Genomic DNA, 18,098 nt, shown 5'->3' on the forward strand with positions numbered 1-18,098 from the left:
GGCACCATCCACCGAAGGGACTCCCACCGCCATGGCCGCCGCCTCCGCCGCCTCCGCCACCGAGGGCACGCTCGCCGCCCCCGGCGCGACCCTCCACTACCGGCTCGCGGGCAGCGGCCCCGTCCTGCTGCTCTCGCAGAGCGGCGAGGGCGACGCCGACCGCACCGTCGACCTCGTCCCGCACCTCACCGACACCTTCACCGTCGTCACCTACGACCGCCGCGGACTCTCCCGCAGCACGCTCGACGACCCCGACCGACCGGTCACCATGGCCGACCACGCCGACGACGTCGCCCTGCTGCTCGCCGAGGCCGCCCGGATCGCGGGCACGGACGGCACCGGCGGGGCGGCTCCCGAGCCGGCCCTGATGGCCGGATTCAGCATGGGCGCCGCGATCGGCCTCCAGGTCCTGGTCCGTCACCCGGGTGTCCTCGGCACCCTGATCGCACACGAGCCCGTGCTGCCGAACCTGCTGCCCCCGGCGGACCGGGACGGGCATGTCGCGGAGCTCCGAGCCATCCAGGAGGCGCACGCCGCCGGAGGCGTGGCGGCGGCCTTCCCCGCGATCGCCCGGCACCTGGGCCTCGACCCCGGGCATGACACCACCGAGGAGGGCCTCACCCCGCAGCCGATGACGGCCCGCCGGGTGGCGAACTTCGACTTCTTCATCGGCACCGAGTTCACCGCCGTCACCACCGACGGACTCGGCCCGGCCGAGCTGGCCGCCGCCGCGCGGCGCTCCGGCACCCGCGTCCTCCCCGCCACCGGCCGCACCACCCGCCCGGAGGTGCACACCTACCGCTGCGCGCTGGCCCTGGCCGCGCTGCTCGGCACCGAAGCGGTGGCCTTCCCCGGCGGGCACAACGGGAACACCGCCTTCCCCCGGGCGACCGCACTGGCCCTGAAGGCTCTGCTCGGCCGGTGACCGCGGCCACGACCGCCGCTACGACCGCGACCGCGACCGCTCAGCGGGCGCCGTCCGGGTCGGCGGGCCTGGACTTCCCCGCCGCTCCGGGCCGGGGGACCCCGTCGATCGCGACGCAGATGCCGAAGACCCGGTCGTGTCCGGTCCAGCCGTTGACCCGGCCCCGGTTGTTGCTGATCTGCACCCGCCTCCTGGCGTGGTCCAGGGCCGACACCAGATGCAGGTAGACCGTGCCGGCGACCCTGGCCAGCACGATGTCACCGACCTCCAGCTTCGACGGATCGGCCGGGAGCACGCGCACCGACTGCCGGCTGCGGATCAGCGGGACCATCGACGAACCGCTCGGCCGGAACTCCACGCCGGCCCCACCGGCCACCCTCGCCGCCACCGCGTCCAGTGCACCCATCCGGCGATCGTCGCACTCACGATCCGGACCGGGCCACCGAATTGTCCGGCCGGGCTGCCCGCCCGCGAGGCGCCCGAGCCGCCCGAACCACCCACCCCGTCAAGGGACCGCGTCAACATCACACCTGCCGCTCTTCACACGTACGGTCAGGCTTCCCCCGGGTGCCAGGCGGGCCATTCCCAGGGGCGGTCGACCCAGTGGACGCGGTCCGGATCGCGCGGGTCGACGTCCGGGAAGAGTTGGTGCACCCTCGGTTCGAACTCCTCCGGGGCGAGCGGCTCCCAGCCGTGCCCCTCGAACCGGACCAGCCGGTACCGGCTGTCGGTGCGGAACTCGGCGACCTCGACCAGGGACTTCGGCGCGGTGTCCGCCGCCGTGGACGTGCTCTTGGTTTCCATGCCCCCAGCATGTGGCGGGCCTCCCGGCGGCGCACCCGGGCTGCGGCAGGCAGCGTACGGCGGCGGTCCGGATTCGCCCGGCGCGGCCGTTGGACCCCCGTCCGGGTCATGTCCCGCCGTCGGCAGGCTCGTTGAGCAGCGCGCGCAGGGGCCTGCGACGGCCGCCGCGCGGAGCGACCCGTCCGGCCCACCCGGCACACCCTGCCCTCCCGGCAGGCCACGCGCGGACGGGCGGCGGTGGACGACGGCAGGAGGACGAGGACATGGGCGGACAGGCGGCAGACGGCAGTATCCCGGCGGGCAGTGTCCCGGCGGGCGGCGGACCGAGGACCGGTCCGGTCGCGGCGGCAGGAGAGGCGACAGGAACCGTCCCGGCGGCGGGCGGAGCGGCGGGCGCGGGCGCGGCGGCAGGCACAGGCGCGGCGGCAGGCACGGGCGCGGCGGCGGGCGCGGGCGCCGCGCAGTGGCAGTGGCCGACCCCGGCCTGGCAGCCTCCGCCGGTGCCGGTCCCACCCCCGGGGCCCGTCCCGACGCCGCCCTGGGAGGCGATGGCGGAGGCCGCCGAGGCGGACCGGCGCCGGCGCCGCCGGACGTGGGCGGTGAGCGCCGCCGGGCTCGTCGCCGGGATGGCGGCGGTGCTGGCGATGTGCGGGCCCGGGTCGGGCGAGGAGTCGTCCGGGGTCGTGGCCTTCCCCGGCGCCCCGACGACGCCGCCGCTCGCACCGTCCCCGGCCGTCTCGCCGACCACCGGCCTGCTGCCGGTCCCGGCGCCCTCCCCGCTGCCGTCGCCGACGAGCAACGAGGGCCCGCGGCCCGCACCGGCCTCCGGCGGGCCGGAGGCGAACGCGGTCGTCGCGGGCGGAGCCCCGGCCGCGGCCGCGCCCGGCACCGACGGCGGCGACCCGGCGGGAAGTCCCCGGCCGAAGCCGAGCCGGTCACCACGACCGGCGCCCACCCGGGCGACGCACGCCCCCGGCAGTCCTGCCACGCCGGCGCCCACCCCGGCGGCCGCGGCGAATCCCTCGGCCTCAGCCTCCGCTCACGCCCCCGCCGCCGCACCGCCCGCGGCGTCGGTGCCCGGGGCGGGCGGCGGCACGATCTGCGACCAGGCCGAGCACTTCGGCCGCTGGCCCGCCGGTTCCGAGCAGGCCCGCATCTGCCGGGGCATCTACGGCTGAGCCCGGACCGGACCACCCGTCCGCACCCGTTGTCCGCCCGCCACGGACCGGCCGTCCCGGCCGCCCGGCGGCCGGGACGGCACCCGGACCGGAGCCGGCGTGCGGTGGCCCTCCCGGCGCAGGAAGTCGGATCGGCCGACCTTCTGGTCCGCCCGTTCCGGCACCGGCTCGTCGTCCGGCACGTCTTCCCCGCCGGCCCCTTGCCACTGGCACGGGGTCACCGGGACGCCGCCGTCCTGCCGGCGAGGGCCGCAGGCGAGAGGGCGTGGGAAGTCGGTGCCACCGACTTCCCACGCCCGGGTCCTGCGGGACCGACCCGCGCCCCGATCCGACCGGCGCCGACCGCTGCACGGGATGCCGCCCGCCCGGCCCCGGCGAACGGCATCCCCATCACCCCGGGAGCCGTCACCCCGAGCAGGGGAGGTCGACCGACCCGACCCTCGCACTCCGAGCGGTCTCCCTCGGTGGCCCGTACGGCACCCGCGACGCCCGCACGCGGGTCGAAAGGTGGTCGCACTCGTCCGGGTGCGGACCGGACGCGGACCGGACGGGCATCATCGCCGGGAGCGCCCGAACCGAACCGAGCCGACCCGGGCCGGGCCGCACGGCCCGCATGCCCGCACGCCCGACCTCGACGTCGGCCGTACGGGCCGCACCGGCCGCACGGGCCGCACCGGCCGCACGACAACGGCCGCCCGCCCACCGGAGGCGGTGGGCGGGCGGCCGGGTGCAGGAGCGGACCGTCAGGAGACGGTGTCGGGGCCGGTGTCGGGGCCGGGGCCCAGCAGCGCGTGGTCCAGGCGCGGGGCGAGGACCCTGGCCAGGGTGTCGGTGATGTGGCCGGTGTCGCGGTAGAGGATCACGCCCTCCAGGACGGCCGGGCAGTCTGGCCCGGTGCCGGGGCAGAGCAGCGGGCCGACGTCCAGCGCCCGGACCCGGTAGCGCTCGGCGAGGCCGCCGTCGAGCAGCGGGTCGCGCTCGAAGGCCGTCCCGCGCGGGAAGAAGCAGGAGTCCGAGCGGCCGTCCGAGCCGGCCAGGCAGGTCGGGATGTCCTTGCCGGGCATCGGGGTGTCGCCCAGGTAGGCGAGCGGCGCGCCGAGCGCGGTGAGGCGGTCGAGGGTGCGGGTCCAGCCCTCGGTGCGCTCGTCCTGGGCGCCGTACCGGTTGAGGCCCGCCATCAGCACCAGCCGGGGCTTGGGGCCGGAGGTGAGCCGGGTGAAGGTGTTCTCCCGCCAGCGGTCGCACTCCTCGAAAGTGCGGCCGAGCACGTTGTTGCGGACCGTCAGGGTGGCCAGCGGGCAGCCCGGCTTGACCAGCACCTCCAGCGCCCACTGCCGCTGCTCGGCCATCGCCAGGGCGGCGGAGATCCACTGACCGGCGTGCGAGTCGCCGATGAGCACGATCCGGTCGGGGCTGGACTCGGTGCCGAACAGGCAGCGCGGGCTGGTCTCGGCACCGAGCGGGATCTCGCAGCCCTTGCCGGGCGGGAAGTCCTCCCGGGCCCGGGCCAGCGAGGGGGTGAGCGTGAGCACCCGGGCGCCGGGGGCGAGCAGCCCGGGGCCGTCCACCGCCCCGGCCGGGGCGACGGTCGCGCGGTCGGGGTCGCCGAGCGCGCGGACGGTGCCGCCGCCCAGGGTGAGGCCGGCGATCAGCGGGATGACGAGGGCGCTGGCACCGACGGCGAGGCCCCGGCGCGGGGCCGGGCTGCTGCCGTACCGCAGCGGCTGTTCGACCAGCCGCATGGTGAGCCAGGCCGGGACGGCGGCGGCCGCCGTGAGGGCGACCAGCGTGGTCCAGGGCAGGGCGCCCCAGCGGGCCTGGGCGATGGTCAGGACCGGCCAGTGCCAGAGATACCAGGCGTAGGAGAGCCGACCGGCGGCGCGCAGCGGGCGGGTGGCGAGCAGTCGGCCGGCGTCACCGGCGCCGAGCGCGCGGTGCGCGGGGCCGGCCAGCAGGACGGCGGCGGTGCCGAGGACGGGCAGCAGGGCGGCGGCGCCGGGGAACGGCGTGTCGCGGTCGTACCGGAGCACGGCGGTGAGCAGCGCGGCGGCGCCGGCCCAGCCGAGGACGCGCAGCAGCCCGCCGCCGAGGCGGGCGCCGGAGCCGCCCCGGGCGAGCCGGGTGGTCAGCGCCGGTGCGGCGAGGGCGACGCAGCCGCCGACGGCGAACTCCCAGAGGCGGCTCGCGGTGGAGAAGTAGCCGAGCGGCGCGGAGCCGGCCGTCCAGCGCACGCAGAGCAGCAGCGACACGCCGCCGATGGCGAGGGTGGTCAGGGTGGCGGCGGCGACGGTGCGCCGGCGGTGTCCGGCGAACAGCCGGGCGAGGCCGAGCAGCAGGACGCCCCAGAGCAGGTAGAACTGGTTCTCCACCCCCAGGGACCAGAAGTGCTGGAGCGGGCTGGGGTCGTGCTCGGCGGCCAGGTAGTCGGTCTGCTGGCCGACGAAGCGCCAGTTGGAGAACTGTCCGGCGGCGGCGATCAGGTCCCGGGCGAGGTCGGTGCCGCGCAGCGGGTCGAGCAGGGCGCCGCCGGCCAGCGCGGTGGCGACCAGGACCACGGCGGCGGCGGGCAGGATGCGGCGGGCGCGGCGGGCGGCGAAGTCCCACAGGCCGAGGGGGCGGGCGAGGAGGAGCCCGGTGATCAGGAAGCCGGAGACGACGAAGAAGACGTCGACGCCGACGTAGCCGCCGGTCAGACCGGGGACGGCCGCGTGGAAGGCGAGCACGGAGAGCACGGCGACGCCGCGCAGGCCCTCGATGTCGGGGCGGAAGGCGGCCCTCGGGCGCGGGTCGGCGGTGGCGGGTCCGGCCGCGTCGACACGAGCGGCGACCGGCTCCAGGACGACAGGCTCCAGGAGGACAGGCTCGGCGGCGACAGGCTCCGCGGTGGACGAGGAGGAGAGGACGTCGGTCGGGACGAGGGCGCGCGACGGCTCGGCGCCTGGTGGTACGGCCGTGGGCACGGCGAAGCTCCTTGCAGGGGCTGGCAGCGGTGGTCGGGGGCCGGCGGGCCGATGGGGCGGCCGGCAGTCCGCGCCGGTGGGGCGACGCGCAAGGAAGGGCGGAACAGAACTACGAAGGGAGGAAGTAGAACTGATGTAACGTCAGAACACGAGCGGGTCGGCCCAGCCGGACGCCAGCAGGCCGCAGAGCAGCAGCACTGCGGTGACGGCGACGGCCTCGGCGGGCCCGAAGCGGAGGTCGGACCGCCGGTTGCCCTGGCGGTCGGACGGCCGGGCGAGGTCCGCGACGGTGGCGCCGTTGCCACCGCGGACCAGCGGCCAGAGCGCGCCGATCAGCGGAACGACCGTGTAGGTGGTGAGCGCGAGCAGTCCGGCGAGCGCCCAGAAGGGCTGCCAGCCGTAGGAGTTGACGGCCCGGACGAGTCCGACCGCACCCGCGACGACCACGAGGCCGAGCCAGCCGACCCCGATCCGGGCGACGCTGCGGGCCAGCGCGGTGCCGCCGGAGACGGCGCCGGTGGGCACCCAGTCGGCACTGCGGCGGCGCAGCGCGTGCGCGATGGCCACCACATGGCAGAGCCCGCCCAGGAGTTGGACCCGGGTGACCTCGAAGCGCCAGTGGGTGCGGGACATCGCGGGCAGCAGGACGAGCGCGACCCAGATCGGCGGCAGGAACGGCAGGACCTGCCAGGGGGCGATCTCCTCGGGGCGGAAGAACAGCATGATCAGGGCCGGCAGCGGCACGGCGAAGACGTTCACCGCGCTGGTGAGGTAGCCGAGGATGCCGTTCCAGAAGCAGAGCCGGGCCGAGCGGGGAAGCGGGCCGCGCCGGAAGTCGGGGTCCCCGACCAGGGCCAGCGAGCCCAGGCACCAGCGGTACTGCTGGCTGATGAAGGCGGGCAGGCCGGTGGGCGACATGCCCTTGGCGAGCAGCGCGGGCACGTACCGGGTGGTCCACCCGGCGCGGGCGAGCGAGAGGCCGGTGTAGAGGTCCTCGCTGTGGTCGATCTCGGCGAAGCCGCCGACGCGTTCGAGGGCGGCGCGCCGGTAGAGCGCGTTGGTGCCGCAGCAGACGGTGCCGTCCTGGGCGTCCCGGGAGGGCTGGATCCAGCGGTAGAAGATCTCCTGGGTGGCGCCGGCCGCGCGTTCGAGCCAGGACATCCCGGGGTCGGTGTCGAAGCACTGCGGGCTCTGCACGATGCCGATGTCCGGGTCGTCGAGGTACGGCACCAGGTGCTGCAGGAAGTCCGGGCGCGGGCAGAAGTCCGCGTCGAGGACGGCGATGATGTCGCCGGTGCCCTCGACCAGGCCGTGGTTGAGGTTCCCGGCCTTCTTGAAGCGGCCCCGGTCGGGGCGGCTGCGGTACTCGAAGCCGTAGGACTCGGCGAGTTCGCGCACCTCGGGCCGGGCGGCGTCGTCGAGGACCAGGACGGTCAGCTCGCCGGGCCAGCGGACGGCGGCGGTGTGCCGGTAGGCGTTGTCCAGGACGGCGAGCGGTTCACCGGCGGTGGGCAGCAGGAGGTCGACGCCCGGGTGCCGGACCGGGCGCCAGGCCCGGACCAGCAGGTCGTGCGAGTCGCGGGTGAAGCGGCGGGAGCGCTGTCCGTCGACGACGGAGAGCAGCCAGGTCGCGGCGTTGAGCACGGTGAGGGCGAGGAACGGCCAGAGCAGTGGGCGGCTGAGCGCGAACAGGCCGAGCGTCGCGGTGGCTCCGGCGTAGGAGAGGGTGGCGCAGAGCAGCACCCAGCGGCGCTGCGGGCCGAAGTACCAGTAGAGCTCCTCGTCGTCGGGCGGGCTGGGCAGACGGGACAGGTCGTCGTCGGCGCGTGCGTCGGGACGGGTACCGGGAAGCGTCCCGGAACGGCCGGCGAGCAGGCTGTCGGGACGGCCGTCGGGCCCGCCGTCGGGTATTCGGTGCCCGGGGTGGTGCGGTTCCCGGTCGGGCGCGGAGACGGCGTTGCCATGGTGTACGGGCATGCGGAATGGCCCCCCTGAGCTGGGACGGAACGTGGCCTTTCGCCGGTCAGCCTCTCACGTTGGTCTGGACCAATCGATCATCGGGCGTGACTGTCGGGCATCGTCCCAGGTCAGGGAGTTGACACAACGTCAGATTCGTACACCACCTGACGCCGTGTCACCACTACCCGACGGTAATCTCCTTGGTCAGCTTCTCGAACCGCAGGTCGGGGCGGAGCGGGATGCCGAAGCGCTCGTCGCCGTAGGGGAACGGCGAGTAGTCGCCGGTGCGCCGGAAGCCCCGGCGCTCGTACCAGGCGATCAGCTCCGAGCGCTGCTCGATCACCGTCATCTCCATCTCGGCCACCCCCCACTCCTCGGCCGCGTACCGCTCGGCCCGGGCGAGCACGGCCCGCCCGAGGCCGCCGCCCTGACGGCCGGGGCGCACCGAGAACATGCCGAAGTAGGCGCGCGAACCCCGGCGTTCCAGCTGGCAGCAGGCGAGCAGCTCGCCGTCCAGCTCCGCCAGCAGCACCACACCGTCCGCGTGGCCCACGGCCGCGCTCACACCCTCGGTGTCGGTCCGCTGCCCGGCCAGCAGGTCGGCCTCGGTGGTCCAACCGGCCCGGCTGGTGTCGCCCCGGTAGGCGGACTCGACCAGCTCCAGCAGGGCGGGCACATCGGCGGAGGTCGCGGCGCGGAAGGCGAGCCGGTCGGTGCGGGCGGCCTCGGGGGCCGCGCCGGTGCTGCTCTCGGACACGGGGTCCTCGTCTCTGGCGGGCCCGGACCGTGCTGGCCCGGGCGGGGAGGCGGCGGCCGTTCGGCCGATCCCTCGCATCGTGCCACAGCCGCCCCCGCGCCCCACCTGCGCGTACGACCCACCCGCGCCCACCCGGCCGCCCCGGCCGCACCCGTTCGGACCGTCCCGGCCGAGCGACCGGCCGAGCGAGCGGCGGAGCGACCGTCCGGCCCACCGTCCGAGCCCCGTTCCAGTACCCGGACACCCTCCCCCGCTAAGCGGCGCCTCCGGCAGGATGGCGGACGGACCACGAACCCTGCCCGGCACGCCCGGACCACCCACCCCGGAGGCCCCATGACGACCGTCGAGATCCCCGGCTCCAAGTCCGTCACCGCACGCGCGCTGTTCCTGGCCGCCGCCGCCGAGGGCACCACCACCCTGCTCCGGCCGCTGCGCTCCGACGACACCGAGGGCTTCACCGAGGGGCTGCGCGCGCTCGGTTACGCGCTCACCGCCGCGCCCGACCGGTGGACGGTCGAGGGCCGCCCGCAGGGCCCCGCCCACGACGCCGAGGTCTACTGCCGCGACGGTGCCACCACCGCCCGCTTCCTGCCCGTGCTCGCCGCCGCCGGCCGCGGCGACTTCCGCTTCGACGCCTCCGCCCAGATGCGCCGCCGCCCGCTCGGCCCGCTGACCGAGGCGCTGCGCGCCCTCGGGGTCGACCTCCGGCACGAGGAGGCCGAGGGCCACCACCCGCTGCGGATCACCGCCGACGGCGTCCGCGGCGGCGCGATCACCCTCGACGCGGGACTCTCCTCGCAGTACCTCACCGCGCTGCTGCTGCTCGGCCCGCTCACCGAGCAGGGCCTGCGGATCACCGTCACCGACCTGGTCTCCGCCCCGTACGTGGAGATCACCGTCGCCATGATGCGGTCCTTCGGCGCCACCGTGACCCGTACCGGCCGGGTCTACGAGGTCGCGCCCGGCGGCTACCGGGCCGCCGAGTACCCGGTCGAGCCGGACGCCTCGACGGCGAGCTACTTCTTCGCCGCCGCCGCGCTCACCGGCCGGCGGCTGACCGTCCCCGGGCTCGGCAAGGGCGCGCTCCAGGGCGACCTGGGGTTCGTCGACGTGCTGGCCCGGATGGGCGCGCGGGTCGAGGTCGGCAGCGACCGGACCACCGTCGAGGGCCCCGCCGGCGGCCGGCTCTCCGGTCTGACCGTCGACATGCGCGACATCTCCGACACCATGCCGACGCTCGCCGCCGTCGCCCCGTTCGCGGACGCGCCGGTGCGGATCGAGAACGTCGCCAACACCAGGGTCAAGGAGTGCGACCGGCTGGACGCCTGCGCGGAGAACCTCCGCCGGCTCGGCATCGACGTCGCCACCGGCCACGACTGGATCGAGATCCGCCCGGGCACCCCGCGCGGCGCCGCCCTGGCCTCCCACGGCGACCACCGGATGGTGATGTCCTTCTCCGTCACCGGCCTGCGCACCCCCGGCATCACCTTCGACGACCCCGGCTGCGTGCGGAAGACCTTCCCCGAGTTCCACGAGGTGTTCGGGCGGCTCCGCGAGGAGTGGGCGGCCACCGGCTGACCGGCGACGGAACGCCCGGACGGCGCCGGGGTCGGGCAGGTGTGCCCGCCCCCGGCGACCGCCCGCCCGCCCGACCGCCCGACGGTCAGTACGCCCGACGGTCAGTACGCGGGGCGCACCATGATCAGGGACTCCAGCTTGTCGGCGCTGTTCCACAGCAGCTGGATGCTGGTACCGGTCCGCGGGACCTTGACGCTGCTGTACGGGTTCGCGGCGTCCCAGTAGACGCCGGTGCGGTCGTTGAACTCCGTCACGCCCGGCAGGCTCGGCACGGTCACCGGGACGTCGGCGCGGGGCAGGGTGAGGCTGTCGGTCTCCTCGGTGCCGAAGGTGGAGTCGTAGCTCTGGACCCGGGTGTTCATCAGCCGACCGTCCTTCCAGCGCAGCGGCGCGGGGTGGGCGTCGACGGGCAGCACCAGTCCGGCGCCGGGGTGGTCCCAGACGTTGTTGTCGCTCTGCGAGGCGTCCCAGAACCAGATCAGCAGGCCGTTCTGGTAGGGGAAGTGCTCGACCCGGCGCGGGCGCAGGGTGGAGCCGAAGACGTACGGGCCGGTGCGCAGGGTGCTGTCGTAGGAGACGTACTGGCGGTTCTCCACCAGGTAGTACTGGCCGTGCTGCTGAGTGAAGGTGCCGGTGGTGCGGGTGAAGCCCCTGGCGTGCCAGCCGCCGTCGCCGTTCTCGGCCCCGTCGGTGAACAGGACGCTGCCGTCGGCGGTCGCGGACAGCTCGTCCAGGGCGAGGCCCTTGAGGCGGGTGCTGCCGTCGGTGGCGACCCGGAAGCGGACCTTGACCTGGCGGCCCGCGTAGGCGTCCAGCGGGTAGGCGAGGGTGCCCCAGGCGCCGCCGGAGGTGCCGGTGAGGGAGGGGGAGCCGCTGGGGTTGTGCGGGATCGGGGCGCCGTCGAAGGTCCCGGCCAGCGCGGTCCACTCGCCGCCGCCGTCGGTGGAGACCTCGGCGTAGGCGTAGTCGAAGTCGCGCTCCAGCTCGTACCAGCCCTTGGCGGTGAGCGCGGCCGTGGTCCGGCCGGTCAGGTCGAGGTCGCGCACCAGGGTGACGTTCTGGTTGTCGGCGCTGCCGCTCCACCACTCCTGGGTGCCCTCGGCCGGTGTGTTGACCACCGTGGTGACGCTCTTCTTCGGCAGCTCGACCACCAGGGCCTGCGGCAGCGCGGTGTTGTACTCCACCGGGCCGGTGCGGTGCACGGAGACCTCGCCGGAGGTGGCCCGGTCGTAGCTGAGCCAGCCCAGTTGCAGCTTGCTCCAGGCGTCCAGGTCGGCGGGGCGGTCGCCGATCTCGTCGCGGCCCTCGCCCAGCCAGGAGCCGGAGTTCATCAGCGACCAGTAGCCGACCGAGTTGTCGATGCCGTGACCGGTGGTGTCGTAGAGGTCGGGCAGGCCGAGATCGTGGCCGTACTCGTGGGCGAACACGCCGAGGCCGCCGTTCTCGGCCTGCATGGTGTAGTCGCCGGCCCAGATGCCGGTGCTGCCGACCGGCGTGCCCCCGAGCTTGTTCCCGGCCGGTCCGGTCCTTCCGGAACCCGAGCCGTAGACGTAACTGCGGTGCGCCCAGAGCGCGTCGGACCCCTGGGCGCCTCCCCCGGCGGACTCGTCGACGCCGGCGTGGACGATCTGGAAGTGGTCGAGGTAGCCGTCAGGTTCGTTGAACTCGCCGTCGCCGTCGAAGTCGTAGCGGTCCCACCGGTCGTACTCGGCGATCGCGGCGCGGATCTGCTCGTCGCTGCGGCCCTGGGCCCTCTGGTCGGCGACCCAGGCGTCGACGGCGTCGCGGATGAGGTCCTGGGCGCTGGAACAGACGTTGTCACCGCACCAGTTGGAGCCGTAGCGGGCCTCGTTCCAGGGCACCTTGACCCAGTCGGTGACGGTGCCGTCCACGGAGTAGCGACCGGAGGACTGCTTCTCGTAGTAGGTCCTGAGCGAGTCCCCGGTGGTGCCGAAGTAGAGATCCTGGTAGTGGGCCCGGTCGTAGTCGGGCTTCCAGGCGGTGGAGTTGTCCGTCGCGCGGTCCGGGCGGGCGATGGCGTTGTGCGACGGCCCCGGGGTGCCGCCGTACTTGGGCTTTCCGTCGTGCATCGTGGTGGTGTCGACCTGGTCGCCGAACTCGACCAGGACGGTGAAGATCCGGTCGGTCCGCTGCCGGGCGAGTTCGACGTACTGGCCGTCGCCGAGCTTGACCGCGGTGCTGGTGCCGCGCTGCTCGACGGTGGCGGTCCCGTTGACGAGCTGTTCGGTGGCGGTCTTCCGGGCGGCGTCGGCCTTCCCGGTGAGGGGGCCGGGCAGATTGTGCTCGACCGCCCGGGCCACCTGGGCCTCGGCGGGGTCCAGCGTGGCGCCGGGGTCGTCGGCGGCCGAGGCGCTGGGCGGCAGCAGCATCAGGCCTATGGAGGCGGCGATCGCGGCGGCGGTGGCCGCGGCGAGGGTGCGGGATCTCTTCACGAGGGGTGGTCGTCCTTCGTCCGGTGGCGGGCGGGTGCGCCCGCCAGGGGGCGGCGGCAGCCGGGAATCCGGCTCCGACGGGTTCAGGGGGTCGCGACCGGCGCGGGGGCGACGCCGAGGACCTGGGCCAGCGCCCGGCGACGCTCGGCGGGTTCGGCGGTGGCCAGCAGGGCGCTGAGGACGGCGGTGCGGGTCTGGCCCGCGCGCAGCGTGCCGGCCGGGACGGCGCCGGCGGCGACCAGGTCCACCGCGCCGCCGTTGGTGGCGAGTTCGGCGACCGGGCCGACCGGGACCCTGGTGCTCAGGGCGACCAGCACGCCGCGCGCGGTGGCCTCGGCGACGGCCTCGACGAACGGGGGCGTGGCGTTCCCGGCCCCGCTGCCGACCAGCACGACGCCCTGCGCGCCGCTCGCGACGGAGGCCCGCAGCAGCATCGGATCGGCGTCCGCGTGATGGGTCACCACGTCGACGCGCAGCGGCAGTTCGGGGACCGTCCGGGGCAGCGGCGGCAGTGGCGGCGTCCGCCGGGGCAGCGCGTGGACGCTGACCGTCTCGCCCCGGACCTCGCCGATCGGGCCCGCGCCGGGCGCGGCGAAGGCGTCGGTGGCCACCGTGTGGTACTTGACGGTGCCGCGGGCGGCGAACACCTTGCCGCCGAAGACCACCAGGGTGCCGAGTCCGGACACGGCGGAGGCGGTGAGGACGGCGTCGTGCAGATTGCCCGGCCCGTCGTCGCCGTCCGCGCCGCCGTCGATCGGGTGCATCGCGCCGGTGAACACCACCGGGCGCGGGTCGTGGTGGTGGAGGTCGCTCAGGTACGCGCTCTCCTCCAGGGTGTCGGTGCCGTGCGTGACGACGATGCCGCCGACCTCGGGCCTGGCGAGCACCTCGTGGATGCGTCGCAGCAGGGTCAGTTGGTGGGCGGTGGTCATCGACGGGCCGTCCAGGACGCACAGGTCGTCCAGTTCGACGGAGACGGCGGGCGGGACGGCCGTGCGGGCGAGCACCTCGCGCCCGGTGGCGCGGGCGCGGTAGCCGGTGCCGCTCCGGCGGGCGGAGATGGTGCCTCCGGTGGTGATGACGACGATCCGTCCCATTGAGCCTCGTCCGTTCTGTGCTGGGTGCTGGGGTGCTGGGGTGCTGCGTTGCCGGGGTGCTGCGTTGCCGGGCTGCCGGGGTGCCGGGTGCTGCGCTGCTGGAGGCCGGGTCCGGGGCGCGGTGTGGGGGTCGCGCTCCGGACCCGGCCGGCTCGGGGGAGGGTCAGGACGCCGAGCAGATGGTGAGGTAGGTCTGCTTGACGCAGCTCACGGTCGCCGAAGCGGTCGCCGTGCCGCCCTTGTTGTCGGTGACGGTCAGCCGGGCCTGGTAGGTGGCGGTGGCGGCCGGGTAGGTGTGGCCGGGCTTCAGTTCGCTGCTGACTGCCGTGCCGTCACCGAAGTCCCAGCGGTAGGAGGCGACGCTGCCGTCCGGGTCGAAGGAGTCGGTGGCGTCGAAGCCGCACCAGGCCGCGGCGGTGCAGAAGCGGCTGAACGAGGCGACCGGCTTCTCATTGACGGACGGGTCGGTGGCGCGGACGTAGGCACTGTTGCGGCTGGTGCGGCCCGCGGAGTCGGTGACGGTCAGCTTGACCTGCTTGACGCCGTAGGAGGCCCAGGTGTGCACGGGCTTGACGCCGGTGCCGGTGGAACCGTCGCCGAAGTCCCAGCTGTAGCTCAGGCCGCTGCCGCTGGTGAGCGAGGCGTCCAGGGTGCAGGTGTGGCCGGTGGCGTCGCAGCTGGGGACGAAGGTGGCGTCGGGCCCCGCCGTGCCGCCGGCCGGGAAGACCGCCGTGCTGGTGAGGTCGAGCAGCGGTTCCTTCACGCCGTCGCCGGAGGTGTCGGTCCAGTTGGTGTTCCCGGCGGCCACGAGCTTGTCGCGGACGGCGAGCACGCCGGCCCGGTTGGTGGGCTTGTTGCCGCCGCGGGTCAGCCAGGCGGCGGCGCCCGCCACGTGCGGGGCCGCCTGCGAGGTGCCGCTGTAGTTGGACCAGCCGCCGTTCTTGAACGTGGACTGGATGCAGTCGCCGGGGGCGGCGAGGTCCACGCCGCGCCCGAAGTTGCTGTAGTTGGAGAGCGAGTCGTCCTTGTTGGTGTTGTTCTTGTTGCACCAGGCGAAGGTGCCGAGGCCGCCGGGCTTCCCGTCCGCGTCACTGAGCGAGGAGACGGTGATGGCGTCCGGGACGTTGGCGGGGCTCTGGTTGGAGACGTCCCGGTGGTCGTTGCCGGCCGAGACCACCACCACGATGCCCTTGGCGATCGCGCGGTTCACCGCGTCGTTGACCGCGCGCTCGGTGCCGTCGAAGCCGATGCTGATGTTGACGACCTCGATCTCGTCGGCATGCGCGGTGACCCAGTCGATGCCGTTGACGATCTCCTCGGTGGAGCCCGAGCCCTCCTTGTCGAGGGACTTGACCGACCAGAGCCGGGCACCGGGCGCGACACCGACGTAGCCGATCCCGTTGTCCAGGCCGCCGACGATCCCGGCGACGTTGGACCCGTGGCCGTTGTCGTCGTAACCGGCGTTCTCCACACAGGCGGTGACGCCCACGCAGTTCACCCGGCGGACCACGTTGAGGTCCGGGTGGTAGTAGTCGATGCCCGAGTCGATGACCGCGACGTCCACGTCGACCCGCTGGTCGAGGCCGTCGCCGACCTTGAGACCGGGATTGGCGGGGGCACCGGCGCGGCTGGTGCCGTTCGGGGTGGCCTGGCCGTCCGCGTGGCCGGTGGCGGAGGCCTCGACATAGGCGACGTTCGGGTCGGAGCGCAGGGCGCTCACGGCCGTGGGGGTGAGCGCCGCCGAGAAGCCGTCGAGGGCGGAGCGGTAGACGGAGCCGAGTTCGACCCCGGCCACCGAGCGGGCGACGGCGACGGGGTCGACCGCCGTACCGTCCTTCAGGACCACGATGTAGTCGGTGGCGGGGCCTTCCAGTGGGGCGGCCGAGGCCGGGGATATCGCTCCGAGACCGGTCACGGCCGCCAGCATCACGCCGGCCAGCGCTGCTGAGCGCTTCATACGTCCTCCTTGTGGGGGCTGGGAGTTGACGAGAAGGCTAGGGCTCCCGGAGCTGTTTGGATCCACCGGTTTCCCGCCGATGGCGGCAAACCGACAGCCTGTGGGACAGGGTGATGACGGTCGTGTTTCCGGCGTGCGAGAACGGCGCCGACCGGGCCCGGAACGGGTGGTCCGGCCGCCGGCCCCGGAGGCGGTGCCCCTACGATGGGCTGCGCCGCCGGGCCACGCCGGTCCGGTTCACCCCACGGCAGAGGAGGACGGACGACCGTGCTCGAAGCCCTCGGCGTCACCGCGCAGGAGGAGGCGCTCTACCGCGTGCTCCTCCGGGAGCCGGACCGGACGCTGACCGAACTCGCGGAGAGCACCGGCCAGGACGCCTCCGGACTGCGCCGCAGGCTGCGCGACCTGGAGACCAAGGGGCTGCTCACCAAGACCCCCACCCGCCCGGTCCGGTTCCGGCCCGCCCCTCCCGAACTCGCCCTGGAGGTCCTGGCGCTCAGCGCGCGGCAACGCGTCGACCGGGCCCGCATCGCCGCCGTCGACCTGGCCGAACTCTGGCGGGCCGGACGCGACCGGGGCGAGCCCACCGTCGAGGTCGTCCAGGGCGACGAGGCCAACACCCTGCACTTCGAGCAGGTGCAGCAGTCGACCCGGGAGGAGGTGCTGATCCTCGACAAGCCGCCCTATGTCGAGGGAGGCATCGCCGGGCAGACCGACGTCCAACTCGACCTGATGGCACGCGGGGTGCAGTACCGCACGGTCTACGAGCGCACCGCCATCGCCGAACCCGGACAGCTCGCCCTGGCCCGCCGGCTCACCCAGCACGGCGAGTCCGCCCGGGTCGTCGAGGAACTCCCCATGAAGCTGCTGATCGCCGACCGGCGGGTCGCCCTGGTGCCCGTGGTGCTGGAGGGCGAGCGCCAGACCGTCGTGCTGCGCGCCTCCCCGCTGCTGGAGGGTCTGCTCGCGCTCTTCGAGGCGCAGTGGGAGCGCGGCACTCCGCTGTGGGGGCGCGGCCGGCCGGCCGCCGAACTCGGCGAGGAGGACATCCAACTCCTCGGCTACGCCGCCGCGGGCTGGACGGACGAGATCATCGCCCGCCGGATCGGCGTCAACAAGCGCACGGTGGAACGCCGGATGCGGCGGTTGATGGACTCCCTGGGGGCCCGCACCCGGTTCCAGGCCGGGCTCCAGGCCGGCCGCCGCGGCCTGCTCGGCTGAGGCGGCACCGAGGCGCCGCAGCACCGAGGCACCGAGGCACCGGTCGGGCAACCGCAGAGACCACGGCCCGTCCGGGCCGGGTCAGTCCGCGAGCCCGCGCCGGCTCGCCTGCAGACCGGCCTGAAAACGGGTGCGCGCGCCCAACGCGTCCATCAGGGCGCGCATCCGGCGCTCCACCGTGCGCTTGCTCAGACCCGTGCGCCGCGCGATCGCGGCATCGGTGCAGCCCGCGATCGCGTACCCGAGCATGCGCCGGCCCACCGTGTCGAGGCCCGCCTCCCTCGGCGAGGACCACAGCGGCGTGCCCTGCGCCCAGAGGGACTCGAAGAGCGCGAGCAGGCCGTCCAGCAGCGGGGAGGGTTCCAGCGCCACGCTCTCCCGGGGCCCACCGTCCCGGGGCCCGCCCTCGTGGGACCCGCCCTCGCGGGGATCGCCGGAGCCGAGCGGCAGCAGTCCGGAACTCCGGTCGGTGATCAGCATCTTCAGGGGCACACCGTTCACCACCCGGGCCCGCTCCCCCGCCCGCACCAGCTGCTCGACCCGCTCGAACTGGCCGGGCTCCTCCAGGGAGCGGCTGTCGTACACGGTGCGGTACGTGACGCCGCGGGCCATCAGTTCGAGCTGCAGGTCGTACTGGGGCTCCACGCCGTCGGCCAGGTAGGGCGGCTTGTCGAGGATCAGGACCTCTTCCCTGGCGGCCAGTTGGGCCTGGAGGTAGCGCCTGGTGTTCGCCTCGGGGCCGCGTACGACCATCAGCGGGACTCCTCGGGACCGCGCCCCGCCCGGCCGGAGCGCGGCGAACTCGGCGGCGGCGGCCCTGGCCCGCTCGATCCGCTGCTGCTGGTCGAGCGCCAGGACCTCGATCGCGAGATCGGGCGGCGCCGCCCGGAAGCGCACCGACCGGCCCCGCGTCCGCACCACGAGCCCCTTGGCCTCCAGCGCCCGCAGCCGACGGCCGGTGAGGGCCGGGCTCTGGCCGACGGACTCGGCGAGGGCGGCGAGTGTGGCGTCCCCGGCGGTCAACAGCGCGCGGTAGAGCGTCTCCTCACTCCCGGTCACACCGAACGGCTCAAGCATCGGATCGCTCCCCTTGCGGCCGTCGGGCCGCACTCCCCCGCGACTGCCGTCGGTCGTCGGGGACCGGCCGGGGTGCCGCCACAGTAGGGGACGGCGGGCGCCGGGAGGAACGGCGGACTACCGACACTGTCC

The 18,098-nt window shown here is 74.9% G+C and carries 13 protein-coding genes; 4 read left to right on the plus strand and 9 right to left on the minus strand.

All coding sequences use genetic code 11. The features are described 5' to 3' along the window. Positions 1–31: 31 nt before the first annotated feature. Complete coding sequence (locus tag ACW14Y_RS05845) at positions 32–925, plus strand: alpha/beta fold hydrolase (RefSeq protein WP_380392314.1); 894 nt, start codon at positions 32–34, stop codon at positions 923–925. Positions 926–965: 40 nt separating this feature from the next. On the opposite strand, the gene ACW14Y_RS05850 is transcribed toward ACW14Y_RS05845, so the two are convergent. Next, on the minus strand, positions 966–1,331 hold the full coding sequence (locus ACW14Y_RS05850) for a S26 family signal peptidase (RefSeq protein WP_375922561.1): 366 nt from the start codon (positions 1,329–1,331) through the stop codon (positions 966–968). A 146-nt stretch (positions 1,332–1,477) separates the two neighbouring features. Further along, a complete protein-coding gene (locus tag ACW14Y_RS05855; RefSeq protein WP_380311066.1) occupies positions 1,478–1,729 on the minus strand; it encodes a hypothetical protein in 252 nt (83 codons plus the stop codon). A 500-nt stretch (positions 1,730–2,229) separates the two neighbouring features. On the opposite strand from ACW14Y_RS05855, the gene ACW14Y_RS05860 reads away from it, so the two are divergent. Beyond that, positions 2,230–2,907, plus strand: a complete 678-nt coding sequence (locus ACW14Y_RS05860) for a hypothetical protein (protein ID WP_456986107.1) — start codon at positions 2,230–2,232, stop codon at positions 2,905–2,907. 743 nt (positions 2,908–3,650) lie between these two features. Here ACW14Y_RS05860 and ACW14Y_RS05865 read toward each other — a convergent pair. From ACW14Y_RS05865 to ACW14Y_RS05875, 3 genes are all read right to left on the minus strand, one after another. Beyond that, positions 3,651–5,867: an acyltransferase family protein gene (locus tag ACW14Y_RS05865; protein ID WP_456986108.1), complete on the minus strand. Its 2,217-nt coding sequence runs from the start codon at positions 5,865–5,867 to the stop codon at positions 3,651–3,653. Between the two features lie 141 nt (positions 5,868–6,008). Beyond that, positions 6,009–7,844: a glycosyltransferase family 2 protein gene (locus tag ACW14Y_RS05870; protein WP_380309414.1), complete on the minus strand. Its 1,836-nt coding sequence runs from the start codon at positions 7,842–7,844 to the stop codon at positions 6,009–6,011. Positions 7,845–8,007: 163 nt separating this feature from the next. Continuing rightward, positions 8,008–8,583 carry a GNAT family N-acetyltransferase gene (locus tag ACW14Y_RS05875; RefSeq protein WP_380309416.1) on the minus strand — a complete coding sequence of 192 codons (576 nt, stop codon included), beginning with the start codon at positions 8,581–8,583 and terminating at the stop codon, positions 8,008–8,010. A gap of 333 nt (positions 8,584–8,916) precedes the next feature. Here ACW14Y_RS05875 and aroA point away from each other — a divergent pair, with 333 nt between their 5' ends. Further along, the gene (aroA, locus tag ACW14Y_RS05880; protein ID WP_456986109.1) at positions 8,917–10,161 is read left to right on the plus strand and encodes a 3-phosphoshikimate 1-carboxyvinyltransferase; all 1,245 of its coding nucleotides are present in this window, start codon (positions 8,917–8,919) and stop codon (positions 10,159–10,161) included. A 101-nt stretch (positions 10,162–10,262) separates the two neighbouring features. Here the strand turns inward: aroA and ACW14Y_RS05885 are convergent, their stop codons facing one another. From ACW14Y_RS05885 to ACW14Y_RS05895, 3 genes are all read right to left on the minus strand, one after another. Continuing rightward, on the minus strand, positions 10,263–12,614 hold the full coding sequence (locus tag ACW14Y_RS05885; protein WP_456986110.1) for an immune inhibitor A domain-containing protein: 2,352 nt from the start codon (positions 12,612–12,614) through the stop codon (positions 10,263–10,265). Positions 12,615–12,697: 83 nt separating this feature from the next. After that, entirely contained in the window at positions 12,698–13,711 is a 1,014-nt protein-coding gene (locus ACW14Y_RS05890) for an asparaginase (protein WP_456986111.1), read from the minus strand. A gap of 163 nt (positions 13,712–13,874) precedes the next feature. After that, on the minus strand, positions 13,875–15,668 hold the full coding sequence (locus ACW14Y_RS05895) for a S8 family serine peptidase (protein ID WP_456986112.1): 1,794 nt from the start codon (positions 15,666–15,668) through the stop codon (positions 13,875–13,877). A gap of 267 nt (positions 15,669–15,935) precedes the next feature. Between ACW14Y_RS05895 and ACW14Y_RS05900 the strand changes: the two genes are divergently transcribed. Next, positions 15,936–16,889: a helix-turn-helix domain-containing protein gene (locus ACW14Y_RS05900; protein ID WP_380309424.1), complete on the plus strand. Its 954-nt coding sequence runs from the start codon at positions 15,936–15,938 to the stop codon at positions 16,887–16,889. A gap of 81 nt (positions 16,890–16,970) precedes the next feature. Here the strand turns inward: ACW14Y_RS05900 and ACW14Y_RS05905 are convergent, their stop codons facing one another. After that, a complete protein-coding gene (locus tag ACW14Y_RS05905; RefSeq protein WP_456986113.1) occupies positions 16,971–17,966 on the minus strand; it encodes a helix-turn-helix transcriptional regulator in 996 nt (331 codons plus the stop codon). Positions 17,967–18,098: the final 132 nt, after the last annotated feature.

It is taken from the genome of Kitasatospora sp. cg17-2, assembly GCF_054031055.1.